Source organism: Pseudonocardia sp. ICBG1142, assembly GCF_020496255.1.
Taxonomy (GTDB): Bacteria; Actinomycetota; Actinomycetes; order Mycobacteriales; family Pseudonocardiaceae; genus Pseudonocardia.
Window position 1 is genome coordinate 2,041,607 of sequence record NZ_JAHLJC010000030.1, and the last position, 22,101, is coordinate 2,063,707.

17 protein-coding genes are annotated in these 22,101 nt (G+C 75.9%); 7 read left to right on the top strand and 10 right to left on the bottom strand.

Features of this window, described 5'->3' with window-relative positions:
• Positions 1–182 precede the first annotated feature (182 nt).
• The 6 genes from KPL59_RS23945 to KPL59_RS23970 all read right to left on the bottom strand — a co-directional run bounded on the left by KPL59_RS23945 (position 183) and on the right by KPL59_RS23970 (position 8,705).
• Positions 183–1,070, bottom strand: coding sequence for a MaoC family dehydratase N-terminal domain-containing protein (locus KPL59_RS23945; protein ID WP_226352403.1), 888 nt, complete (start codon positions 1,068–1,070; stop codon positions 183–185).
• Positions 1,067–1,861, bottom strand: coding sequence for an alpha/beta fold hydrolase (locus KPL59_RS23950; RefSeq protein WP_020621837.1), 795 nt, complete (start codon positions 1,859–1,861; stop codon positions 1,067–1,069). The genes KPL59_RS23945 and KPL59_RS23950 overlap by 4 nt, the downstream gene beginning before the upstream one ends.
• On the bottom strand, positions 1,858–3,294 hold the full coding sequence (locus tag KPL59_RS23955) for a wax ester/triacylglycerol synthase domain-containing protein (RefSeq protein ID WP_226362025.1): 1,437 nt from the start codon (positions 3,292–3,294) through the stop codon (positions 1,858–1,860). Before KPL59_RS23955 ends, KPL59_RS23950 begins: the two co-directional genes overlap by 4 nt.
• Positions 3,291–4,796, bottom strand: a complete 1,506-nt coding sequence (locus tag KPL59_RS37130; protein WP_226362026.1) for an HAD-IB family hydrolase — start codon at positions 4,794–4,796, stop codon at positions 3,291–3,293. Before KPL59_RS37130 ends, KPL59_RS23955 begins: the two co-directional genes overlap by 4 nt.
• Complete coding sequence (locus KPL59_RS23965; RefSeq protein ID WP_226362027.1) at positions 4,783–7,182, bottom strand: glycerol-3-phosphate 1-O-acyltransferase; 2,400 nt, start codon at positions 7,180–7,182, stop codon at positions 4,783–4,785. The genes KPL59_RS37130 and KPL59_RS23965 overlap by 14 nt, the downstream gene beginning before the upstream one ends.
• Before the next feature lie 101 nt (positions 7,183–7,283).
• The gene (locus tag KPL59_RS23970) at positions 7,284–8,705 is read right to left on the bottom strand and encodes an aspartate aminotransferase family protein (RefSeq protein WP_226352405.1); all 1,422 of its coding nucleotides are present in this window, start codon (positions 8,703–8,705) and stop codon (positions 7,284–7,286) included.
• Positions 8,706–8,820: 115 nt separating this feature from the next.
• Here KPL59_RS23970 and KPL59_RS23975 point away from each other — a divergent pair, with 115 nt between their 5' ends.
• The gene (locus tag KPL59_RS23975) at positions 8,821–10,296 is read left to right on the top strand and encodes a PucR family transcriptional regulator (protein ID WP_226362028.1); all 1,476 of its coding nucleotides are present in this window, start codon (positions 8,821–8,823) and stop codon (positions 10,294–10,296) included.
• A gap of 9 nt (positions 10,297–10,305) precedes the next feature.
• Here the strand turns inward: KPL59_RS23975 and KPL59_RS23980 are convergent, their stop codons facing one another.
• Both KPL59_RS23980 and KPL59_RS23985 read right to left on the bottom strand, forming a co-directional pair.
• Positions 10,306–11,175: an SAM-dependent methyltransferase gene (locus KPL59_RS23980; protein WP_226362029.1), complete on the bottom strand. Its 870-nt coding sequence runs from the start codon at positions 11,173–11,175 to the stop codon at positions 10,306–10,308.
• Positions 11,176–11,329: 154 nt separating this feature from the next.
• A complete protein-coding gene (locus KPL59_RS23985) occupies positions 11,330–12,439 on the bottom strand; it encodes a glycosyltransferase family 4 protein (protein ID WP_226362030.1) in 1,110 nt (369 codons plus the stop codon).
• 185 nt (positions 12,440–12,624) lie between these two features.
• Between KPL59_RS23985 and KPL59_RS23990 the strand changes: the two genes are divergently transcribed.
• Entirely contained in the window at positions 12,625–13,044 is a 420-nt protein-coding gene (locus KPL59_RS23990) for an ATP-binding protein (protein ID WP_226362031.1), read from the top strand.
• A 45-nt stretch (positions 13,045–13,089) separates the two neighbouring features.
• Here KPL59_RS23990 and KPL59_RS23995 read toward each other — a convergent pair whose 3' ends face one another.
• Positions 13,090–14,013 (bottom strand): methylenetetrahydrofolate reductase, encoded by a 924-nt coding sequence (locus tag KPL59_RS23995; RefSeq protein WP_226362032.1) that lies wholly within the window; start codon positions 14,011–14,013, stop codon positions 13,090–13,092.
• A gap of 222 nt (positions 14,014–14,235) precedes the next feature.
• Here KPL59_RS23995 and KPL59_RS24000 point away from each other — a divergent pair, with 222 nt between their 5' ends.
• From KPL59_RS24000 to KPL59_RS24015, 4 genes are all read left to right on the top strand, one after another.
• On the top strand, positions 14,236–15,312 hold the full coding sequence (locus KPL59_RS24000) for a polyprenyl synthetase family protein (protein WP_374111665.1): 1,077 nt from the start codon (positions 14,236–14,238) through the stop codon (positions 15,310–15,312).
• A 5-nt stretch (positions 15,313–15,317) separates the two neighbouring features.
• Positions 15,318–16,877 (top strand): phytoene desaturase family protein, encoded by a 1,560-nt coding sequence (gene crtI, locus KPL59_RS24005; RefSeq protein WP_226362033.1) that lies wholly within the window; start codon positions 15,318–15,320, stop codon positions 16,875–16,877.
• Positions 16,878–17,018: 141 nt separating this feature from the next.
• A complete protein-coding gene (gene mptB / locus KPL59_RS24010) occupies positions 17,019–18,638 on the top strand; it encodes a polyprenol phosphomannose-dependent alpha 1,6 mannosyltransferase MptB (RefSeq protein WP_226362034.1) in 1,620 nt (539 codons plus the stop codon).
• Complete coding sequence (locus KPL59_RS24015; RefSeq protein WP_226358941.1) at positions 18,619–19,611, top strand: phytoene/squalene synthase family protein; 993 nt, start codon at positions 18,619–18,621, stop codon at positions 19,609–19,611. Before mptB ends, KPL59_RS24015 begins: the two co-directional genes overlap by 20 nt.
• Before the next feature lie 44 nt (positions 19,612–19,655).
• Here the strand turns inward: KPL59_RS24015 and KPL59_RS24020 are convergent, their stop codons facing one another.
• Complete coding sequence (locus KPL59_RS24020) at positions 19,656–20,009, bottom strand: Rv2175c family DNA-binding protein (protein WP_043278585.1); 354 nt, start codon at positions 20,007–20,009, stop codon at positions 19,656–19,658.
• 122 nt (positions 20,010–20,131) lie between these two features.
• Between KPL59_RS24020 and pknB the strand changes: the two genes are divergently transcribed.
• A complete protein-coding gene (gene pknB, locus KPL59_RS24025) occupies positions 20,132–22,000 on the top strand; it encodes a Stk1 family PASTA domain-containing Ser/Thr kinase (protein ID WP_226362035.1) in 1,869 nt (622 codons plus the stop codon).
• Positions 22,001–22,101 lie beyond the last annotated feature (101 nt).

The following is a 22,101-nucleotide window of genomic DNA, read 5'->3' on the forward strand; positions in this document are numbered from 1 at the left end:
TGCTGATCGATCCCGCGGGAGCCGGTCGCGGCCCGGCGGGAGGCGGGTACCGGTGGTCGGGGCCACCGGTGCGTGACGCCCGGTGTTTCGAGGGCGGACGGCGGGGTGCGCGGTGACGTGGGACGCGGCGACCTCGGGCCAGCGGCGGTTCGTCCGCCGCTACGCCCCGCGGACCTGACCGGTCAGGACGCCAGCTCGATGCTCCCCCGCACCGACTCCGGCGCCCCGTCCGATCCCGCGGCGACGACGATGCGGTCCCCGTCCGGGGTCCCGCCGACCCAGACGTCCGCGCCGGCGAAGGCCGGTGCGGTGAGGCGGTACTCGAAGCCGCGGACGAACGCCGTCGGGCGGTGGCGGCGCGCGATCTCCAGGCCGAGCAGCGCGAACAGCGGGCCGTGCACGACCAGCCCGGGATAGCCCTCCACCTCGGTGACGTAGGGCAGGTCGTAGTGGATGCGGTGGGTGTTGTAGGTCAGCGCCGACATGCGGAACAGGAGCTCCGGGCCGGTCGGCACGGTGAATCCCCACTCGTGTTCCGGACGCGGCGCCGGGTCCGGGGCGGTGATCCCGCGCCCGGTGCCCGCGGGCTGCGAGCGGTAGACGATGTCCTGCTCCTCGACGCAGAGGAGCGTGTCACCGCGGTGGAACTCCGCGCGGGTGGTCACGAAGGCCATCTGCCCGCTGCGGCCCTGCTTCACGCGGACCGGGCCGAGCTCCTGGCGGCGGGTCACCGGTTCACCGACCCGCCACGGGGCGTGCCACGTCAGGCGGCCGCCCGCGACCATGCGTCGCCGGTCCGGGATCGGCGGCAGGAAGCGACCCTCGCCGGGGTGCCCGTCGTCGCCGAGCGCGGACGTCGGCGGAGTGTCGAGGAAGGCGAACCAGTGCCACAGCGGCGGGAGCGGGTCGCCCTCGGCGGCGACCGGGTCGAGGTCCAGCAAGCCGGAGAACGCGGCGACCGACCACGCGGACACCGCGTCGGTGCCGACGAGCGGCTCCGGCGCCCAGCCCTCGACGGCCGCGGCCAGGTCCACGGCCCCGTCCGGCGCCCCGGCGGCCGGCCCGGTCACGAGGCCACCTCGTAGCGGGTGTGCTGCAGGATCGTCCACGCGACCAGGGCCGGGTTGTCGACCATCGGCACGTGCCCGACCCCCGGCAACACGACGAACTCCGCGCCGGGCACGGCGTCCATCATGGGGCGCCCGTAACGGCTGTAGGGGATCGTGCGGTCCGAGCCCGACCACGCGATCCGGACCGGGCAGGGCAGCTCCTCGAACGGCGCCATCGCGTTGTCCATCCGCGCGGCGGACAGCAGCGGGTCGAGCACCGTGCAGCCGAGGAAGTCCGCGAACAGCTCGGCGACCTCCTCGGGGGTGAAACGGTCGGTGCGCTCGGACAGCGCGCGCAGCATCAGCCGGCGGATCAGGCCGCACGAGGCGAGCGCCCGGACCGGCGCCCACCCGGCGAGCATCGCGCCGATCCGGAAGCTCGCGAGCAGCCGGTACAGGTCGGCGGGCATCTCCCACGTCCCGGCCGGGGACAGCGCCACCACCGACCGGGCTCGCCCGCGGCGGGCCAGCTCCAGCGCGACCCAGCCGCCGAGGGAGTTCCCGACGACGTGCGGCCGCTCGGGCACTCCGAGCCCGTCGAGCTGGTCGAGCAGCGCGTCGACCAGCAGGTCGATGCTGAACTCGCCCTCGGGCATCGGCGGGCCGTCCAGATGGCCGGGCATGGTGACCGCCCAGACCTCGTGGTGCTCCTCGAGCATCGCCAGCACCGGCTTCCAGGCCCGCCACGACGACGTCACCCCGTGCAGCAGCAGCAACGGCTCGCCGGACCCGCCGACGTGGACGGCGCTCACGCCACCACCACCGGCTCGGCCGATCCCGGGTGCAGGGCGAGGACCTCGGAGAACCCCTCGGCCAGGCAGCGCGCGAAGGTGTCGCGGTCGGTGATGGCGGCGGCGTCGATGTTCGCGCCGACGCAGCAGAGCTCGCCGTGCGTGACGACGGTGATCATCGCCGCGCAGCCGGGCAGTGGCGCGAACGGGTAGACCCGCTCGATCCGTGCCCCGCACAGGAACGCCTCCGCCCGCAGGCCCGGCACGTTCGAGGCCTGCAGGTCGTTGCCCTGGGTCGACCCGCCCGCCACCAGCGTCAGCAGCGGTCCGGGCAGCCGGGCCAGCAGCGGGGCGACGACATCCGGGCTCTCCAGCGCGGGCTCCTCGCGGGCCGCACGCATCTGCTCACCGACCGCCCGCAGCCGGGCGGCCGGATCGGCGATGCCCATCGGGCCGCGCAGCCGGGCCGGCGCCCACCGGTTGCCGCCGTCGGCGTCCCCGGGTCGGCGCACCGACATCGGAACCGAGGTGCGCAGGACCGCGTCGCCGGGGACCGGGTGGCCCATCTCCTCGTGGTAGCGGCGGAAGGCGCCGAGCAGCGAGGCCACGTAGGCGTCGTTGAACGAGCCGCCGACCGTCTTCGCGGCCGCCCGCAGGTCGGGGAAGGAGACGTCGAGCGCGACGAACCGCCACGACGTCCCGCGCGGGCGCAGCAGCTCCGACCCGGTGCCCGGCGGCGGCGACAGCACCCGCAGCGCGGACTCCAGGTAGCGCGCGCTGTCGCGCGCCGCGGAGAGCGGGTGGGTCAGCGCACCGACGACGTCGCGCGCCGCGCGCACCGTCGCCGGGACGATGCCGGCCTCACGGCGCACCAGCCGGTCGACCTCGGCCAGCGGGTCGGGCGTCTCGGTGGCGGGTGCGGGGGGCTGCGGCTTCTCCTCGTCGTGCTCCCGCTTGCGGCTGTGCAGCTGCGACAGCAGCTGGACCACACCCATCCCGTCGGTGAGCACGTGGTGCAGCTTCAGCAGGAACGCGGCGCGACCGCCCGGGAGACCTTCGACGAGGGTCGCTTCCCACAGCGGCCGCTCCCGGTCGAACGGCGTCATCATGAACTGCTCGGCGATCGAGGACAGCTCCGGCCAGAAGTCGGGTCCCGCGCCGGGGATGCGCACCCGGCGCAGGTGGTAGTGCAGGTCGAACTCGACGTCGTGGATCCAGTAGGGCGTGCCCAGCCCGCCGAGCGGCTCGCGGATCCGCTCGCGGAAGCGCGGCACCATCCGCGTCGCCCAGTCGACGGCGGCCACGAGCCGGTCCCAGTCCGGCCGGACGTCGAGCAGCTCGACCGCGAGGACCGGCGAGCGGAACCGGGGGTCGTCGGCCTCCGCACGCCACATCATCGTCTCGAACGACGAGATCTCGCGGAGAGAACCCCACGCCAGCGGAGTGTCACTCATGCCGGGTCCTCCTGGCTGCGTCCGTCCTGCGCGATCCGCCGCTCGGGCCAGGCCGCGAGCGTGTCGAGGAACTGGTCGCGGACCTGGTCGGCGTACTTCCCGACGTCCTCCGGCACCCACGACGACGTGTCCACCGGCGGGAGCACCGCGACCTGCACGGTGCCACCGCGCATCGTCTGCGCACCCCGCCACATGATCTCGCCGGCGTTGCGGATGACCACCGGGACGATCGGGACACCGGCCTGGATCGCGATGTGGAACGCGCCTTTCTTGAACGGGCCGAGCCGCGGCGTCGCCGAGCGCGTCCCCTCCGGCGCGATGGCCCGCGAGACCCCTTCGTCGCGGAGCTTCTCCACGGCGGGGCGCAGCGCCTCCCGGGCGGCGGTGGAGTTGCCGCGGTCGACGAACGCGACGTCGGCGGCCCAGAACAGCTGGCCCCACACCGGGATCTGTGCGGCCTCCTTCTTCGCGACGCCGGTGAAGTTCTCGCGGAGGAGCTTCATCATCAGCGGCACGTCGAACTTGGACTGGTGGTTGAACACGAACACGCACGGGCGCGCCGAGTGCAGGTGCTCCGCGCCGCTGACCTCGACGTCGATCCCGGCCAGCCCGAACGCGACGTCGGACCCCACCCCGGCGGCCATGTCGACGAAGCGCCGCCGCGAGCCGTGCAGCAGACCCGCCCCTGCCGCGGTCGCGAGACCACCCAGCAGGCCGCCGTAGAACACCGCGGTCCGGGCGAGGTCGGCGACGCTCGGGAACAGCCCGCCCCGCGGCGCGCAGTCGAGCACCGGCCAGCCCCGCTCCACCGCGAGCCTGCGAAGCGAGTCGGTCGGCGAGACGGCCACCGCGTGCCCGACGGCGGAGAGGAACTCCGCGTCCTCGGTGCCGTTGGCGTAGCCGAAGCAGTCCGCGAGGTCGACGCCGTGCGCCGCGGCGTCGGCCCGCACCGCGTCGGCCTTGCCGGTCCCCCACAGCGAGGTCCCGGCGACGCGGCCGGTCAGCACGCCGTCGCGCACCTCCAGCTCGGTGCACAGTGCGCGGTCCGCGCCCAGCTCCTCGGCCATCGGCTGCACCTGGAACCGGGTCGCCGAGGACGCCATCACGACCTGGTGGCCCTGCTCCCGGTGCGCGGCGACGAGCTCCCACACCTCCGGGTGCAGCGCGGCCGCGATCTCGTCGCGGAACAGGGTCCGGCCCAGCGCGAGCAGCTCGTCCTCGCTGCGGCCCTTCCAGGTCGCGAGGGTGATCGCGAGGAACTCCTTGAAGTCGTCGTCGGTGCGGATGCCGCGCATGCCCGAGAGCACCGTGCGCACCATCTCGACCGGGCCGACGTCGAACTCACGCAGCCGTCGGCGGTAGAACGCGCCCGCCGAGTAGCCGTCGATGACGGTGCCGTCGTAGTCGAAGTAGGCGATCGTGCCCGGTCCGGGCTCGGCCTCCCGGATGGCCCGGATCCTGGCCCGGGTGTCCCCGTCCCGCGCACCGTCAGCTGGCGACACCCGAGTCCCCTTCCGCACGCTGTTGCGCCCCGGCCGGCGGGACGACGGCGCCCGCGGCGGCGGAGGCCGCGACCGTCGTCGTCTCGCCGGAACCGAGGACCACCTCGAGGCGGGCGCGCTGCAGCTCGCCCAGCCGTCCCAGATCGTGGATCACCGCGGTGACCTCCGTCAGCCAGGCGGCGCGCCGGTCGGCCAGCGGCGCACCGGCCGCGCCGGACTCCGGCTCGCGGAGAAGGTCGCGGTTGTCGGCCTGGCGCACGGCGGTGGCGTACAGCTCACGCGACACCGAGTCGGCGCGGTCGACCCGCTGCTGGAGCAGCATCTGGCGGCCGACGCCCAGGCAGTCCTCCAGGAACTCCTTCTCGTCGGTCATCGGCTCCTCGCCGAGCGCGACGAGCCGGTCCGCGACGACGAGCTGGGCGTCGAAGAACGAGCGCAGCACACCCGGCGCGACCAGCAGCGGCGCCTGCCGCAGCGCGCCGCGGACGTCGGCCGGGTCCGCCGCGCGGGTCCGCCACTGCGGGTCGACGAGGTCGAGCTCGCCGATGATCTCGGCGCGGAACTCGCGGCGGGTGGAGAAGAAGAACTCGAACTTCAGCAGGTCCCGGAGCCGGGCCAGCTCCCGCCATGCGACCTCGACGATGTCCTCGTCCGGGTCGGCGTCGCCCACGCGCAGCAGCGCGATCTCCAGCATGGCCCGGTTGAGCAGGTGGTGCAGCGCGCCGTTGCGGTAGAACGCGGCCACGTGGTGGCGGCCGGTGCTGATGGCGAAGACCGGCTCGGTGCCGCCGTCGTAGATGGTGACGACACCGGCCTCGGCGAGCCGGTCGAGGGTCATCCGCAGGCCGTGCCGGGTCCGCAGCTCGGCGATCGGCACCGGGATGCCGCGGGCCTCCAGGTAGTCCGCCAACGGCGCGACGACCTCCCGGACCTGCTGCAGGGTCAGTGCCCGGTCCTGCGCCCAGAGCAGCGCGAAGGTCGCGAGCGAGGTCGCGGTGGCCGGGGTGACCCGGTTGATGCCGGCGCACACCCGGAACGCGACCTTCTCCAGCTGGGCCCGGCCCGGCCCGGCGTCGGCCAGCGCCTGGCGCAGCGCGAACGGCTCGGCGAAGCGCACCCGGGCGGTGCCGATGTGGCGGCGCTGGTCCCGGAAGTAGCCGAGCAGCCAGCCCAGGCCCTCGGCCTTCTTCGCCGCCCCACGCTGCTCGGCGGCCATCGCACCGACCTCGTGCAGCTGGTCGTAGACGATCGACACCGGCACCAGGATCGCGTCGAGCTCGGGGCGCTCCTCCAGCGCGGACACCAGGTACCGCAGCAGCCCGATGCGGGGCTTGCGCAGCTTGCCGGTGCGGCTGCGGCCGCCCTCGATGTACCACTCCAGGTTGAAGCGCTTCGCGAGCAGATGCCCCAGGTACTCCTGGATCGCGGCCTTGTAGATCGTGTCCCCGCCGAAGGTGCGCCGGATGAACACGATCCCGGCCCGGCGGCCCAGCGCCCCCATCGGCCAGAACGACAGGTTGTTGCCGCCGAGCACGTGGTTGCGCGGGAAGTCGCGGTCGTGCAGCACCTCGGCGAACAGCAGCGGGTCGGCGTAGGACCGGTGGCTGGGCAGGAAGACCAGTGCGTGCTCCTTGTTGAGCTCCCGCAGCCGCTCCAGCCCGGACTCGTCGACCTGCACGTCCCAGGCCTTGGAGTGCATCGGGCCCATCATCGCCCGGAACACGTCGATCGCCGGCGGGCTCTGCACCGCGGCCATCTCGTGCAGGCAGGACTCCAGGCGCTGCTCGACCTCGGCGGCCGGGGTGCCCGTCTGCCGGGCGAGCCGGTCGACCAGCGCCGCGAACCGCGACGAGGAGGTGATCTGCTCGACCATCCGGCGCGGCACCTTGTAGCGGTCGCCGAGGATCCGCCGCTCCGCGCGGTCGCAGGCCAGCACGGCCTGGCGGGCGACGAAGCGGGTGAAGCCGTTGCTGCCGGGCCGCCCGCTCTCCTGGGCGACGAACCGCGACACCAGGTCGGCGACGGTCGCGGCCTCCCCCACCACGACCCGCGACGCGGCCGGGCGGTGCCGGGCCATCGAGGGGTGCAGCGGCGACCAGGCCATCCGCATGACGGCCGAGGTCGCGAGCCCGGTGAGCTTGCCGACCGCGCCGCTGTCCTCCGGCTCGGGGGTCACCCAGGCCACGCGGGCGGGGACGATCACGGTGTCGTCGCCGTGCAGGGCCTCCCCCAGGGCGGAGGGCACCTCGCCGTTCGGCCCGATCCCGACGACCCTCGCGCCCGGGTGGTGCTCCTCGGCCGAGCGCCGCAGGATGCCGCGCTCGGTGTGCGACCGGGCCTGGGTCACGACGACCTCGCGTCCGCCGGTGAGGTCGTCGGTCGTCATGGAGCCCCCCGTCGCATGCCCCGCCGCGGTGCGGCGCCTGCGCGTTCAACCTAGTTACCCGCCGGTTGGTCAACAACCCGACGCGGCGGGTCCCTACGAACTCATACGACCTCCGCCGCCTCGGTGAGCACGTGCCGCAGGATCTGCTCCATCTCGTCGAACTCGGCCTGTCCGGCGATCAGCGGCGGTGCCAGCTGGATCACGACGTCCCCGCGGTCGTCGGGCCGGCAGTACAGGCCCGCCTCGAACAGCGCACCGGGGAGGAAGCCGCGCACCAGCCGCTCCCGCTCCTGCGGGCCGAAGGTCTCCCGGGTCTCCCGGTCGCGCACGAGCTCGATCGCCCAGAAGTAGCCGTCGCCGCGAACGTCACCGACGATCGGCAGGTCGCGGAGCCGGCCGAGGGTCGCGCCGAACGCGTCGGCGTGGGACGCGACGTTGCCGTAGAGGTCCTCGCGCTCCATGAGGTCGAGGTTCGCGAGCGCGACGGCGGCGGAGACCGGGTGCCCGCCCCAGGTGTAGCCGTGCGGGAACGTCACGCCGGGGGCGAGGAACGGCTCGATCACCTTCTCCGAGGCGATCATCGCGCCCAGCGGCCCGTAACCCGAGGTCATGCCCTTCGCGCAGGTGATGATGTCCGGGGTGAACCCGAACTTCGCGCTGGCGAACGGGACGCCCTGGCGGCCGAAGCCGGTGATCACCTCGTCGGCGACGAGGAGCACGTCGTGCCGGTCGCAGATCTCGCGGACCCGGGCGAAGTACGACGGCGGCGCGGTCAGGCAGCCCCCGGAGTTCTGCACCGGCTCCAGCACGACCGCGGCGACGGTGTCGGCGCCCTCGAACGCGATGGCCTCCTCGATCCGGTCGGCGGCCCAGCGGCCCAGCGCCTCGGCGTCGCCGTCGAACTCGGGGTGGCGGTAGAGGTTGGTGTTGGGCACGCGGAACCCGCCGGGGGCCAGCGGCTCGAAGTCCTTCTTCATCGCGGGCAGCCCGGTCACGGCCATCGCCCCGTGCGTGGTGCCGTGGTAGGCCGTCGCCCGGGAGATCACCTTGTGCTTGAGCGGGCGGCCGCGGAGCTTGAAGTACTGCTTGGCCACCTTCCAGGCGCTCTCGACGGCCTCGCCGCCGCCGGAGGTGAAGAAGACCCGGTTCAGGTCGCCGGGGGCGAGATGGGCCAGCCGCTCGGCGAGCTCGGCCGCTGGCGGGGTCGTGTAGCCCCAGACCGGGAAGAACGCCAGCTCCGACGCCTGCCGGGCGGCGACCTCGGCCAGCTCGCGCCGCCCGTGCCCGGCCTGGACGACGAACAGGCCGGCGAGGCCGTCGAGGATCCGGCGCCCGCGGTCGTCCCACAGGTGCACGCCCTCGCCACGGGTGATGACCGGGATCGGGTTCGCGCCGTCGCGGCCGTGCATCCGGGCGAAGTGCATCCAGAGGTGCCGGCCCGCAGCGTCGGCGTGCGGTGAGAGGGCGGGCGCGTCCGGGGTGGCACCGGCCTCGGTCCGGGTCGGGTTCTCGACGGCGGTCACGTGGGGCTCCCTCGGTAGCGGCGTGGACACCTCCGATCGTCGGCGCCGCGACGGCTCCGGTCAGGGATACGATCCGTATCGTCCTGAGCCTTCCGGCGAACGGAGTGGATCCCCGGTGCACCCGACCATCGCCGACGTGCTGGCCCGTCCGGAGGTCCGGGCGGGGGCACCGGCCGTCCGGGCCGGGCGGGCGGCACTGGGCACCCCCGTACGCTGGGTGCACGTCAGCGAGGTCGCCGACCCGGCGGGGACGCTGCCCCCGGGGGTGCTGGTGCTGTCGGTGGGGATGCCGGTGGCCGACCCCACCACCGTCCCCGCCCGCTACGTCGACGCGCTGCGGGCCGCCGGGGCGGTCGGGCTGGTCGTCGAGATCGGGCAGCAGCTGCCGTCGCTACCCGCCGGGCTGGTGCAGGCCGCCCGCGCGGCCGGGTTCCCACTGGTGGAGCTGCGCCGCACGGTGCGCTTCGCCGAGATCGTCGCGGGCGTGCTGGGGGAGATCGTCGACCGCGGCGACGACCTCCCCGGGCCGCCGGGCGCCGAGGCCGCGTTCCGGTCGCTCGCCCTGCACCGGGTGGGGCCCGAGCGCGTGGTCGACGAGCTGGCCCGCCGGATCGACGCACCCGTGGTGTGCGAGGACCTCGCGCACCGGGTCCTGCTCACGGCGGGCGGCCCGGACCTGCGGGACTGGGTGGCGCGCTCGCGCCTCGCCGGGCCCGCCGGGCCCGAGGGCTGGGCGACCGCGCCGGTCGGGCGGCCGGGCGCGCGGTGGGGGCGGCTGACGGTGCCGTCGCGGCCGACGCCGGGCACCGCCGACCGGGTCCGCACGGTGCTCGACGCCGCCGCGGACGCGGTGTCGCTGCTCGACCCGGATCCGGTCGTCCTGCTGCGTGCCGCCCGCGACGCGCTGGTCGCCGACCTGGCCGTCGCGGTCCCGTCCGACGCCGGACGGCTGGCGGTGCGCGCCCGCGTCGGCGGGCTGGACACCGCCGTCGGATTGTCGGTGGTGGCGCTGCGCGCGACCGGCGATCACTCCCCGGAGCAGGGCCTCGACGCGGCACTCGCCGTCGTCGCACCGGCGGCGACGGTGGCCTCCCCCGCACCCGGCGAGCTCGTCGCGCTCGTCCCCGGCGACGGCGGCCCGCTGCTCGCCGCGCTGCCCGCCACGGTGGCCGCGGCGACGGCCGGGCCCGGCTCCGTCGCCGACCTGCCGGACCTGCTGCGCCGGGCCCGCGAGGACGCGGCCGCCCACGCCGCGACCGGCGGCCGCGGCCCGGTCCGGGTGCCCGCGCTGCGCGGGCTGGTGCACCGCCTCGGCGACGACCCCCATCTGCTCGGCTTCGCCGCGGACGTCCTCGGCCCGGTGGGCGCACTGCCCGCGGCCGCGCGGACCGACGCCCGGGACACCCTGTGGGCCCTGGTCGACACCGGCGGGGTCGTCGCCGACGTCGCCCGCAGGCTCGGGGTGGGCCGCCCGGCGGCCTACGCCCGGCTGCGCCGCCTGTCCGCCCTGCTGGACCTCGACCTCACCGACCCCGAGGTGCGGACGACGCTGCACCTCGCCCTGCTCGTCGACGCCCGCGCCGCGCGCTGAGCCCGCCGCTCAGGGCCGGTCGGCCCACAGCAGCGTCGTCGCGCCGAGGATGTCGACGACCGTGCCGCCCAGCGGTCGCCCGTAGTCCGCGGCGACGTCGCGGGCCGTACGGGCCGTGACCGTCCAGCCGTGGCGGCGCAGCCAGGCGTCGCAGGGCTCGGTCCGGGGCTCGGCGAAGAACAGCTCGCGGACGTCGGTGCCGGGCAGCATCTCCTGGGCGGCCACCCGGAACGACGGGTCGTCCGCGATCCGCTCGACCTGGTCGCCGAAGTGCTCGACGGCGATCCGGCTGCCCGGCGCCGACAGCGCGTGCACCCGTTCGAACAGGAGCTGCTCGGCGTCGGCGGGCAGGTAGGGCAGCAGCCCCTCGGCCAGCCAGGCGGTCGGCCGGGCCGGGTCGAAACCGGCGGCGGTGAGCGCGGCGGGCCAGTCGTGGCGCAGGGCGACCGGCACGGTGATCCGGCGCGCGGTCGGCGTGATCCCCGCCTCGGCGACGACCCCGTCCTTGAAGTCCAGCACCTTCGGCTGGTCGACCTCGAACACCGTGGTCCCGGCGGGCCACGGCAGCCGCAGGGCCCGCGCGTCGAGGCCCGCGGCGAGCAGCACGACCTGGGTCGTCCCGGCGCCGGTGAGGGCCTCGTCGAAGAAGCGGGAGCGCACGCCCTGGTAGCCGGCCTGCACGACCCACGGGTCGGCGGGGTCGTCCGGGTCCTGCGGCACGGCCGACAGCGTCCCGGCCGCATCGACGAACCGCTGGGCGTACGGATCGTCGACCAGGCGGTCGGGGCGGCGGGTCTCCAGTGCCCGCACCGCGGCGACGGCCAGGGCGGTGGCGCCCACGCTGCTGCTGATGTCCCACTGATCGTCGGCTGTGCGCATGCCGATCACGGTAGGAGCTGATGCTTAGCGTCGCTCACCAGTCACGCGGATGACCACTCGCACGGCGCAGGCGGTACCGGACACCGAGCCCCATACCGACGGTGCGTGCGCGATCAGCGACGCCGCGTAGGTGCCAGGGAGCACGGCCGCCGCGTCAGCCCAGGGCGCCCACCGGCGTGCGGGCCTCGGGGTCGTCGTCCTCGGAAGGCTCGACGACCGGCTCGCCGACCAGCTCGCCGTAGACGGCGGTCAGGGCCTGGGCGATCCGCACCCGGTCGAACCGTGACACCGCACGGTCCCGGCCCGCGATCCCGAACCCGACGCGCAGGGCGTCGTCGCCGAGCACGCCGCGCAGCGCGACCGCCAGCTCGGCCGGCCGGGCCGGGCGGACCAGCATCCCGGTCACCCCGTCGACGACGACGTCGCGCAGCCCGCCCACCCCGGTCGCCACGACCGGTCGCGCGCACGCCATCGCCTGCAGGACCGCCCCGACCCCGACGTCGTGCTCCGGCGCGGCGACCACGACGTCGGCCGAGCGCAGCAGCCGCGGGAGCAGGTCACCCTCGACCGGCCCGAGGAACCGGACACGTCCGGCGACTCCGGCCTCGCGGGCGATGCCGAACAGGCGCGCGCGGTCGGGGTCCTGGCCCGCCGCGCCGCCGGCGACCAGCAGCTCGGCGGTGCGGATCCGGGCCAGCGCCCGGATCACCGTGTCCACCCCGGCACCGTCGGCCAGCGAGCCGACCGCGAGGAGCCGCGGCCGCTCGCCCCGGCGCAGCGCCGGGCCGTCGGGGGTGAAGGCGTCGGTGTCGACGGCGGTCGGCACGGTCCGCAACGCCGCCCGCGGCACCCCGCGGCGCAGCAGGGCGGTGTGCTGCTCCTCGCTGGAGGCCAGCACCCGGGCCACCCCCGGCGACGACCAGGTACGGGCCGCGGGAACCACGGCCGGGCCCGGGGTGTCGGGCGGGTAGACCTGCACCACCGGCACCCCGGTCGCGGCGGCGGCGGCCCCGGCGCGCAGACCGATCGCGTGCACCACCTGGGGCGGGTCGTCGGACCACGCCGCGGCCAGTGCGGTGTCCTGCCCGGCGTCCCACGGCTGTACGCGCAGTGCGTCGCTGCCGGCCCGGGCGACCAGGTCCGGGTCGTCGGGGACGTCGGTGAACACCCGGACGGTGTGCCCGGCGGCGGCCAGCGAGGCGGCGGTGATTCCCGCGCCGCAGGTTCTCGGGACCTCGGGGGTACGGCTGACGGCAATGCGCAAGCGGAGCCTCCACGTCGTGCTCGCAGCTGCGGGCACGCGCAGTTGGCTCTACGCGTCGGATCTGTGACCGTACCCGCTCCGGGCGGCCCACGGGTGGGTGACCGCGGACGTGTGCGGCGGGGGCACATCGGGTAACCGGTTCGGGTCGGGTGGGACGGCCCGGCAGGACGGGGAGGGGGCGGGCCGTGACCGCGCAGTCCTGGATCCTGAGGGTGGAGCCCGACGCGGCCGCGTGCCGCGCGGCCCGGCACGAGCTGACGCGGTTCCTGACGCCGCTGGTGGACGACTCGACCCTCGACGACGCGGCACTCGTGCTGCACGAGCTGGTCGCGAACGGCATCGACCACGCGCACACCCCGATGCTGGTGACCGCCCGGGTGCGCGACGGCGCGGTGCGGCTGCGCGTGCGCGACGGCTCGGTCGTCCGCGGACGCGAGCAGCCCCACGACCCCACCGCCACCCGCGGGCGCGGGCTGCAGATCGTCGGCCGGCTCGCACAGCGCTGGGGGGTGCGCCCGCACCGCGGCGGCAAGACGACCTGGGCCGACGTCGGGCCGACGGGCGCCCGACCGGCCCCGGACCTGCACCTGGTGCGCCCGGCCTGACCACCGGCCCGGCCGTCGGACCGGCACGGGCGCTGCGGTCCGGGGTCAGGCCGGGGTGGAGTGCCGGGCCCCCTCGTGGCGCGGTGCCAGCCCGAGCCGCTCGGCCAGCTCGGTCGTCGCCGTGGACCGGTTGAGGCAGTAGAAGTGGATCCCGGGGACGCCCTCGGCGAGCAGCCGCTCGCACAGCTCGCCGGTGACCTCCATCCCCGCGGCGCGGAACCCCGCCGCGTCGCCGGAGTAGGGCGCGAGCCGCTCCACCAGTGCTCCCGGCAGCGGTGAGCCGGACAGCTCCGGACCCTTGCGGAAGGTCTTCTCCGAGGTCAGCGGCATGATGCCGGGGATGATCGGCTGGTCGAACCCGGCGGCGGCGACCCGGTCACGCAGCCGCAGGAAGCCCTCGGGCTCCAGGAACAGCTGGGTGACGGCGAACTCCGCCCCCGCCCGGAACTTCCCGACGAGCCGCTCGGTGTCGGCGTCGAGGTCGGCCGAGCGCGGATGGCCGTAGGGGAACGCGGCGACGCCCACGCAGAACGGGCCGGACCGCTTGATCAGCGCGACCAGCTGGTCGGCGTACTCGAGTCCCTCGGGGTGGGCGACCCACTCGCCGAGCGGGTCGCCGGGCGGGTCCCCGCGCAGCGCCATGATGTTGCGGACACCCGCGGCGGCCAGCGACCCGATCACGTGGCGCAGCTCGTCGGTGGAGTGCGAGACGGCGGTCAGGTGCGCCATCGAGCAGAGCGTGGTGTCGGTGGCGATCCGTTCGACCGTGCGGACGGTGCGGTCGCGGCTGGAGCCGCCCGCGCCGTAGGTCACCGAGACGTAGGCGGGGTCCAGCACCTCGAGGCGACGGATGGCGCGCCACAGCTCCGCCTCGCCCTGGTCGTCCTTCGGCGGGAAGAACTCCACCGCGAAGAAGGGTCGGTCGACGCTGATCCGTTCGGTCACCGTGGATGCGGAACTCGTCGTCACGGCGACGACCTTACGGGGCGCACGACCCACCGGTCGTCCGCCGAAGGGTCCGCACCGCCCCCGAGCGGCCATGACGTGCACCACCACCGCATCGACGGGCCGGGTCCGCGGCGCACCGATAGCCTGGTCGACGTGGCAGACCCCGTCTCCCCCGTCTCCCCCGTGTCCGCACCGTCCGGTCCGTCCGGGTCCCCCGGCCCGTCCACGACCGGTCCGGCCCCCCTGGACGACGCGCTGCCCCAGCACGTGGAACGGGTGCTGGCCGGGTACCTGGACCGCCGGCGCGCCGAGGTGTCGGGCATCGACCCGGTCGTCGTACAGGCCGCCGACGCGCTGGCCGGGTTCGTCCTGGGCGGTGGGAAGCGGCTGCGGCCCACCTTCGCCTGGTGGGGCTGGCGGGGCGCGGGTGGCGACCCGGCCGACCCGCACGCCCAGGGCGTGCGGAGCGCGATCGCGTCGCTGGAGCTGATCCAGGCGTGCGCGCTGGTCCACGACGACCTGATGGACGCCTCCTCGACCCGGCGCGGCCGGCCGACGGTGCACGTGGAGTTCGCCAGGATGCACGCGGCGAACGGCTGGTCGGGCCCGCCGGCCCGGTTCGGTGCCGCCGTCGCGATCCTCGTCGGGGACCTGGCCCAGGTGTGGGCCGACGACATGTTCCACGCCGCCCCGCTGCCCGAGGGCGCCCACACCCGCGCCGCCGAGCCGTGGCGGGCGATGCGCACCGAGGTGCTCTCCGGCCAGTACCTCGACGTGCTGGCGCAGGCCTCCGGGGACACCGCGGAGTCGACCGCGCTGACCATCGACCGCTTCAAGACCGCCGCCTACACCGTGGAGCGGCCGCTGCACCTGGGCGCGGCGATCGCCGGGGCCGACCCGCGGGTCGTCGCGGCCTACCGGCGCTACGGCGCCGACATCGGGGTCGCGTTCCAGCTGCGCGACGACCTGCTCGGCGTGTTCGGCGCCCCCCGGGTCACCGGCAAGCCCGCCGGGGACGACCTGCGCGAGGGCAAGCGGACCCTGCTGGTCGCCGCGGCCCTGCAGCGGGCCGAGCAGCGCGGGGACCGGGCCGCCGCCGACGTCGTCCTCGCCGCGCTCGGCGACCCCGACCTGGACGCCGCGAGCCTGGACCGGGCCCGCTCCGCGCTGTCCGAGCTGGGCGCGGTGCAGTCGGTGGAGCAGCGGATCGCCGCCCTCACCGGCGCCGCGCTCGACGCGCTCGACTCCGCACCGGTCGCCGAACCGGGCCGGTCGCACCTGTTCGAGCTGGCCGAGCGCGCCACCCGACGGGCGTGGTGAGCGGGATGCGGCGGATCGAGGGGCCCTCCGACCACGTCGTCGTCGTGGGGGCGGGGCTGGCCGGGCTGTCGACCGCGCTGCACCTGCTGGGCGCGGGCCGCCGGGTCACGATCGTCGAGCGGGAGAGCGTCCCCGGCGGCCGTGCCGGGCGGCTCGACGTGACCGACGCGCACGGGACCTACGCCCTGGACACCGGCCCGACCGTGCTGACCATGCCGGAGCTGCTGGACTCCGCCTTCGCCGCCGTCGGCGAGTCCACCGCGGACCGGCTCGACCTCGTCCGGCTCGACCCGGCCTACCGGGCCGAGTTCGCCGACGGCTCGGCCATCGCGGTGCACACCGACGCCGCCGCGATGGAGCACGAGATCCGCGAGACCTGCGGCCCGGACTCCGCGGCCGGGTACCGACGGCTGCGTCGCTGGCTCACCGACCTCTACCGCGCCGAGATGGACCACTTCATCGGCGCGAACATGGACTCGCCGCTGTCGCTGCTCGGCCCCGACCTGGCCCGGCTCGCCGCGCTCGGCGGGTTCGGACGGCTCGGGCGGCGGATCGACCGCCTCCTGCCCGACGAGCGGCTGCGCCGGGTGTTCTCCTTCCAGGCGCTCTACGCCGGGGTCTCCCCCCGCGACGCGCTCGGCGCCTACGGCGTGATCGCCTACATGGACACGATCGCGGGCGTGTACTTCCCCCGCGGCGGCATGCGGATGATGGGGACCGCGCTGGCCGGCGCGGCCGCCGACGCGGGCGCGGAGATCCACTACGGCCGCACCGTGACCGGCCTGGACCGCTCCGGCGGCCGGGTCACCGCGGTCCGGCACACCGGCCCCGACGGCACCGACGAGTCGCGCACCCCGTGCGACGCGGTCGTGCTCACCCCCGAGCTGCCCGCGGCCTACGCGCTGCTCGGCGGGGCGCCGCGACGCCCGGTCGGGCTGCGCTGGTCGCCCAGCGCCGTCGTCGTGCACGCGGGGATGCCCGCCCCCGCCCCCGGCACCGCGCAGCACCACCACACGATCTCCTTCGGCGGCTCCTGGGACGGCACCTTCCGCGAGATCATCGACGAGGGCCAGCTGATGTCCGACCCGTCGCTGCTGGTCACCCGGCCCGGGCTGACCGACCCGTCGCTGCAGCCCGACGGGCGCGAGGTCATGAGCGTGCTCGCGCCCTGCCCGAACACCGCGGTGGCGCCCGGCATCGACTGGGACCGGGTCGGCCCGGCCTACGCCGGGGAGCTGTTCGGGGTGCTCGCCGACCGCGGCCTGGTGGACACCTCGGCGGAGCCGAGCTGGACCCGGATGTGGACCCCGCAGGACTGGGCGGCCGCCGGGATGGCGGCGGGCACGCCGTTCTCGGCGTCGCACACGCTGGCCCAGACCGGCCCGTTCCGGCCGCGCAACCTGGTCCGCGGGACGACGAACGCGGTGCTCGCCGGGTGCGGCACGACCCCCGGCGTCGGGATCCCGCCGGTGCTGATCTCCGGGCGGCTGGCGGCGGAGCGGATCACCGGTCCGCGCCCGGCCGAGCGCGCCGGGCACGGGGTCGGGGCACGCACGGGTCACTGACGACGGCCACTGCGGGCGGGCGCCGAGTAGGAGCGCCGAGGGGCGTGGAATCATGACCCCGACGACGCCCGACCAGCACACACGGACACGATGACGGCTCAGCCCTCGCCCCCGCTCCCCCGCCCGGCGGCTCCCCAACCGGTGACGCCGGCCCCCGGCGCGGGCCCGGTCGTGCCCCCACCCGCCACCCCGCGGCCCGCCGGGCCCGGTCTGGTCGAGCGGCTCGGCTCGCCGCCGCGGGGCATCCTGCTGCTGGGGCTGGCCGGGACCGTGCTGATGTTCCTCGGCTCGTTCGGCGGCGGCGGGATCCCGATGCGGGACCCGGTGATCGGCAACTCGGCCCTGTCGTTCTGGCGCTACGGCCACGGCGCGATGCTCGCGACGATCGTGATCTACGTCGGCCTGGTGCTGATGGTGTGGGCGTGGGTGCGGCTGGGCCGCGCCGTGCTCGCCCGCAGCGCCGGCGGCCGCGCGGTGCTGACGACGGCGGCGGTGTGGATGCTGCCGATGCTGGTCACGGCGCCGCTGTTCACCCGCGACCCCTACAGCTACCTCGCCCAGGGCGCGCTGCCGCTGGCCGGGTACGACCCGTACGTCGTCGGGCCGGACACCATGGGCGGGATCTTCACCGACAACGTCCACTTCTTCTGGCAGGACACCCCCGCCCCCTACGGGCCGCTGTTCATCCTGCTCGCCCAGGGCGTGGTCCTGCTCGCCGGCCAGAACGTGCTGCTCGGCGTGGTGCTGATGCGGCTGAGCCTGGTCACCGGGCTGCTGCTGCTCGTCGCGGTGCTGCCCGCGCTGACCCGGCGCCTGGGCGGGCGTCCCGCGGTCGCGCTGTGGCTGGCCGTGGCGAACCCGGTGATGGTCGTGCACATGGTCGGCGGGGTGCACAACGACCTGCTGGTCGTCGGCCTGCTGCCGCTGGCGGCGCTGCTGGCCCTGCGGGAGCGGTTCGTGTGGGCGATCGTCGTCGCGTCGCTGGCGATGGCGGTCAAGGCCTCGGCCGGGATCGTGCTGCCGTTCCTGGTGCTCGTGTGGGCGGCGAAGCTCTCCGGCGGGTTCTGGTCGCGGCTGGTCCGGGCCGGGGTGCCGTCGGTGGCGGTGTTCGGCGTCGTGTTCGGCGGGGCCACCTGGCTCACCGGTCTCGGGCTGGGCTGGCTGCCCGCGCTCAGCGCCCCCTCGATGATCGTGAACTGGTTGTCCGTGCCGACCGCCGTCGGGCAGGCGACCGCCAGCGCGGCCGGGATGTTCGCCGAGGAGGTGAACTCCCAGGCGTTCGTCGACACGTTCCGGTTCATCGGCGCGCTGGTGATGGCTGCACTGATCGCACTGCTCTGGTGGCGCGGCCGCAACGACCCGCGGGTCGCGGTGCGCAACGCGGCGATCGCCCTCGCGCTGGCCGCGGTCCTCTCCCCCACCACACTGCCGTGGTACCTGAGCTGGGGGTTCTGCCTGCTCGCGATGACCCCGTGGAGCGCCCGCGGGCTGCAGTGGGTCGTGTTCGGCTCGATCTGGCTGATGATCGTGTACTTCCCCGACGGCGAGACCGCCCTCTACGTGCCGCACTACCTGCTGGCCTGCGCCCTGGCCGGTGTCCTGGCCGCCGTGTCGCTGCTCCGACCGGACCCGCTCGGCCTGCGCCGGAGCACCCCGTCGCCGACCCCGGCCGTGACACCGCCCGCGACAGGGCCCGCGACACCGCCCGCGACCCAGCCCGCGACCCAGCCGCCCACCGGCGATGCGGGCGTCCGCGGCTGAGCGGGCCGGGCGCGTCGAGCTCGACGCCGCCGGCCTGACCGACCCGCAGCTGCGCGCGGCCTACGCCGCCTGCCGGGCGCTGCACGCCGAGCACGGGCGCACCTACTTCCTCGCGACCCGGCTGCTGCCCCCGGAGCGACGGGTCGACATCCACGCCCTCTACGGCTTCGCGCGCTTCGCCGACGAGATCGTCGACGACCCCGACGGCGCGGGCGGCGGGGACCCGCACACCCGGCTCGACGCGCTCGACGCCGAGCTGGCGGCCGCGCTGGCGGGCGCGCCGCTGCCCGGCAGCAGGCCCGAGGTCATCGCCGTCGCCGAGACCGCGCGCCGCCACGACCTCGACGCGTCACTGTTCCGGGACTTCATGGTCTCGATGCGGATGGACCTGTCCGTCACCGACTACGCCACCGACGACGAGCTGGCCGTCTACGTGCACGGCTCGGCGGCGGTGATCGGGCTGCAGACGCTGCCGGTGCTCGGGACCGTCGTGCCGCGGGCCGAGGCGGAGCCGCACGCCGCGCTGCTGGGCGTGGCGTTCCAGATCACGAACTTCCTGCGCGACGTCGGCGAGGACCTCGACCGCGGCCGGGTGTACCTGCCCGCCGACGAGCTCGCCGCGTTCGGGGTCGACCGGGAGCTGCTGGCCTGGAGCCGGCGCACCGGGCGCCCGGACCCGCGGATCCGCCGCGCCCTGGCCCACCTGGTCGCCCGGACCCGGGCCACCTACCGCCGGGCCGACCCGGGGATCCCGATGCTGGAGCCGGTGTCGCGGGCCTGCGTCGGCGCCGCCCGGGTGCTGTACGCGGAGATCCTCGACGAGATCGCCGACGCCGGCTACGACGTCCTGACCCGCCGGGTCGCGGTGTCGAACCGGCGCCGGGCCGCCGTCGCGCTGCCCCGGCTCGGCCGGGCGCTGGCCGCCCGCGGGAGCCAGCTGGCGCGCGACCGCGTCCACCGCGCCCGCGCCTGACGGGCCGCGCCCCGCAGGGCACCGGTCAGACCGCGGGGCGGCGGTCAGAAGGCCATGGCCTGGGCGCGGCGCTTGATCTCCTTGTGCCGGCCCGCGCGCAGCGCGGTGATCGGGGCGCCGTCCAGCGACTCCTCCTCGCTGAACAGCCAGGTCAGGATCGCGTGGTCGTCGTAGCCGCCGTCCCGCAGGACGACGATCGTGCCCGGCAGCCCGCGGACGACGCCGTCCCGGTCGAGCAGCGCCGCGGGGACGACGACGTCGTGCCCCTCCTTGAAGGACAGGAGCTGCCCGTCGCGGACGAGCTGGTGCACCCGGGAGACGGGGATCGACAGGCGGTCGGCCACCTCGGCGACGCTCAGCGTCTCCTCGGTGACAGCGGCGGGGAGGGACTCGTTCACAGCCGGACACTGTCCCACACCGCCCCGGGCGGCGCCGACGCCCACCGCACCGACCGGCACGGGGGCCCCGGCGCCGACCACCTGCACGAGCGCCGGGATCCCCACCGGTAACCTGACCCGCGATGAGCTCACCGTCCGGTCCGGCCGCCCCCGGCACCCCGGGTGGGGCCGGGCGGCTCGCCGCCGACGGCCCCGGCGAGGTGCTGCTCGACGGTCGCTACCGGGTCGGCCCGGTGCTGGCCCGCGGCGGCATGTCGACGGTGCACCACGGCACCGACACCCGTCTCGAACGCGCCGTCGCGATCAAGGTGATGGACCCGAGGATGGCCGGGGACCACGCCTTCCGCACCCGGTTCGACCGGGAGGCCCGCCTGGCGGCGCGGATCGACCACCCGTGCGTCGTCGCCGTCTACGACCGGGGCACCGTGCCGGCGGGCCCGCTGGGCGAGGCCAGCCTGTTCGTCGTCATGGAGCTGGTCGACGGCGGCACCCTGCGCGACGTGCTGCGCGCCCGCGGCGCACTCGGGCTCCCCGCCGCGGTGCGGGTGCTGGAGCCGGTCCTCGCCGGGTTGGCCCGCGCGCACCGGCTCGGCATGGTGCACCGCGACGTGAAGCCGGAGAACGTGCTGATCTCCTCCGGCGGCGAGGTGAAGGTGGCCGACTTCGGCCTGCTCACCGCGGCCGCCGAGGCCGGGGGCAGCCACGCGGGGATGATCCTCGGGACGATGGCCTACCTCTCCCCCGAGCAGGTCGTGTCCGGCCGCGCCGACGGCCGCAGCGACGTCTACGCCGCCGGCGTCGTGCTCTACGAGATGCTGACCGGGCAGCCGCCCTACACCGCCGACAACCCGCTGTCGGTGGCCTACCGGCACGTGAACGAGGACGTGCCGCCGCCGTCGGCGCTGGTCCCGGGCCTGCCACCGGCCGTGGACGCGCTCGTCGCCCGGGCCACCTCGCGGGACCCGGAGCAGCGCCCGGTCGACGCGGAGCACTTCCGCCGCGAGCTGCTGGACATGGCCGACCGGCTGGGCCTGCCCCGGACCGCCACGCCGCGACCGCCCGGCCCGCCGCCCCCCGACGACGGCGCCACCCTCCCCGCCGGACCGCTGCGCCACCGGCCGCTCGACGCCGCCGCGCCGGGCCCCGGCGGCACCCGGGTGCAGACCAGGACCCGCGGCGCGCACGGCACCGCCGTCACCCCCGCCGGTCAGCCGGAGCCGATGACCCGCGAGGAGCTGGCCGGGCGCCGCCGTCGTGGCCGCCGGGTGTTCGCGCTGTGGATGGTGCTGCTCCTGCTGCTGGCCGCACTGGCCGGGACGGGCGCCTGGTGGCTCGGGTCCGGCCGCTGGACCACGATGCCCGCGGTCACCGGCATGGACCGGGAGCAGGCGACCGCGCTGGTCGCCGAGTCCGACCTGACCCCGACCGTCACCGAACGCGCCGACGACGAGGTGGCCCCCGACCGGGTCGCCCAGGTCGACCCGGCGCCGGAGACCCGCGTGCTGCGCGGCACCACGGTCACCCTGGTCGTCTCCACCGGCCGGCCCGCCGTCCCCGACGTGCCGGCCGGCAGCGCCGTGGCCACCGCCGAGGACGCGGTGCGCCGCGCCGGGCTGACCCCGGTGCAGTCCACGACCGCGGCGGAGTACAGCACCGAGGTGCCGGCCGGGGCGGTCATCCGGACCGACCCGCCCGCCGGGACCCGGCTGGCGAGCGGCGCGGCGGTCACCCTGGTCACCAGTCGCGGTGCCGAACCCGCCCCGCCCCCGACGACCGCGCCGCCCACCGCTGAGCCGGGCCCCACCTCGGTGCCGTTCGTGATCGGCATGCGCGCCGACGAGGCCGCGGACCTGCTGCGCCAGGCGGGTTTCGACGTCGACGTCGAGCGCGGCTTCCCGTTCGGCCGCCGCGACGGGCGCGTCATCGGGCAGGACCCGGGAGCGGGCAGCGACGCCGAACCGGGCGACACCATCACGCTCACCGTCCTCTGAGCCCGGCCCTCGGAACCGGGCGCTCCGGGCCGGGCGCTCCGGGCTGCGCGCTCCGAGCCGGATGCTCAGGGCCGGGCGACACACCGCGTGGACACCGGCCG

Bases quoted from the DNA above. Each gene is read 5' to 3' on its own strand.
- KPL59_RS23955 (WP_226362025.1), bottom strand. From the start codon at position 3,294: ATGAGTGACACTCCGCTGGCGTGGGGTTCTCTCCGCGAGATCTCGTCG.
- KPL59_RS23965 (WP_226362027.1), bottom strand. From the start codon at position 7,182: ATGACGACCGACGACCTCACCGGCGGACGCGAGGTCGTCGTGACCCAG.
- KPL59_RS23980 (WP_226362029.1), bottom strand. From the start codon at position 11,175: ATGCGCACAGCCGACGATCAGTGGGACATCAGCAGCAGCGTGGGCGCC.
- crtI (WP_226362033.1), top strand. From the start codon at position 15,318: ATGCGGCGGATCGAGGGGCCCTCCGACCACGTCGTCGTCGTGGGGGCG.
- KPL59_RS24015 (WP_226358941.1), top strand. From the start codon at position 18,619: ATGCGGGCGTCCGCGGCTGAGCGGGCCGGGCGCGTCGAGCTCGACGCC.
- pknB (WP_226362035.1), top strand. From the start codon at position 20,132: ATGAGCTCACCGTCCGGTCCGGCCGCCCCCGGCACCCCGGGTGGGGCC.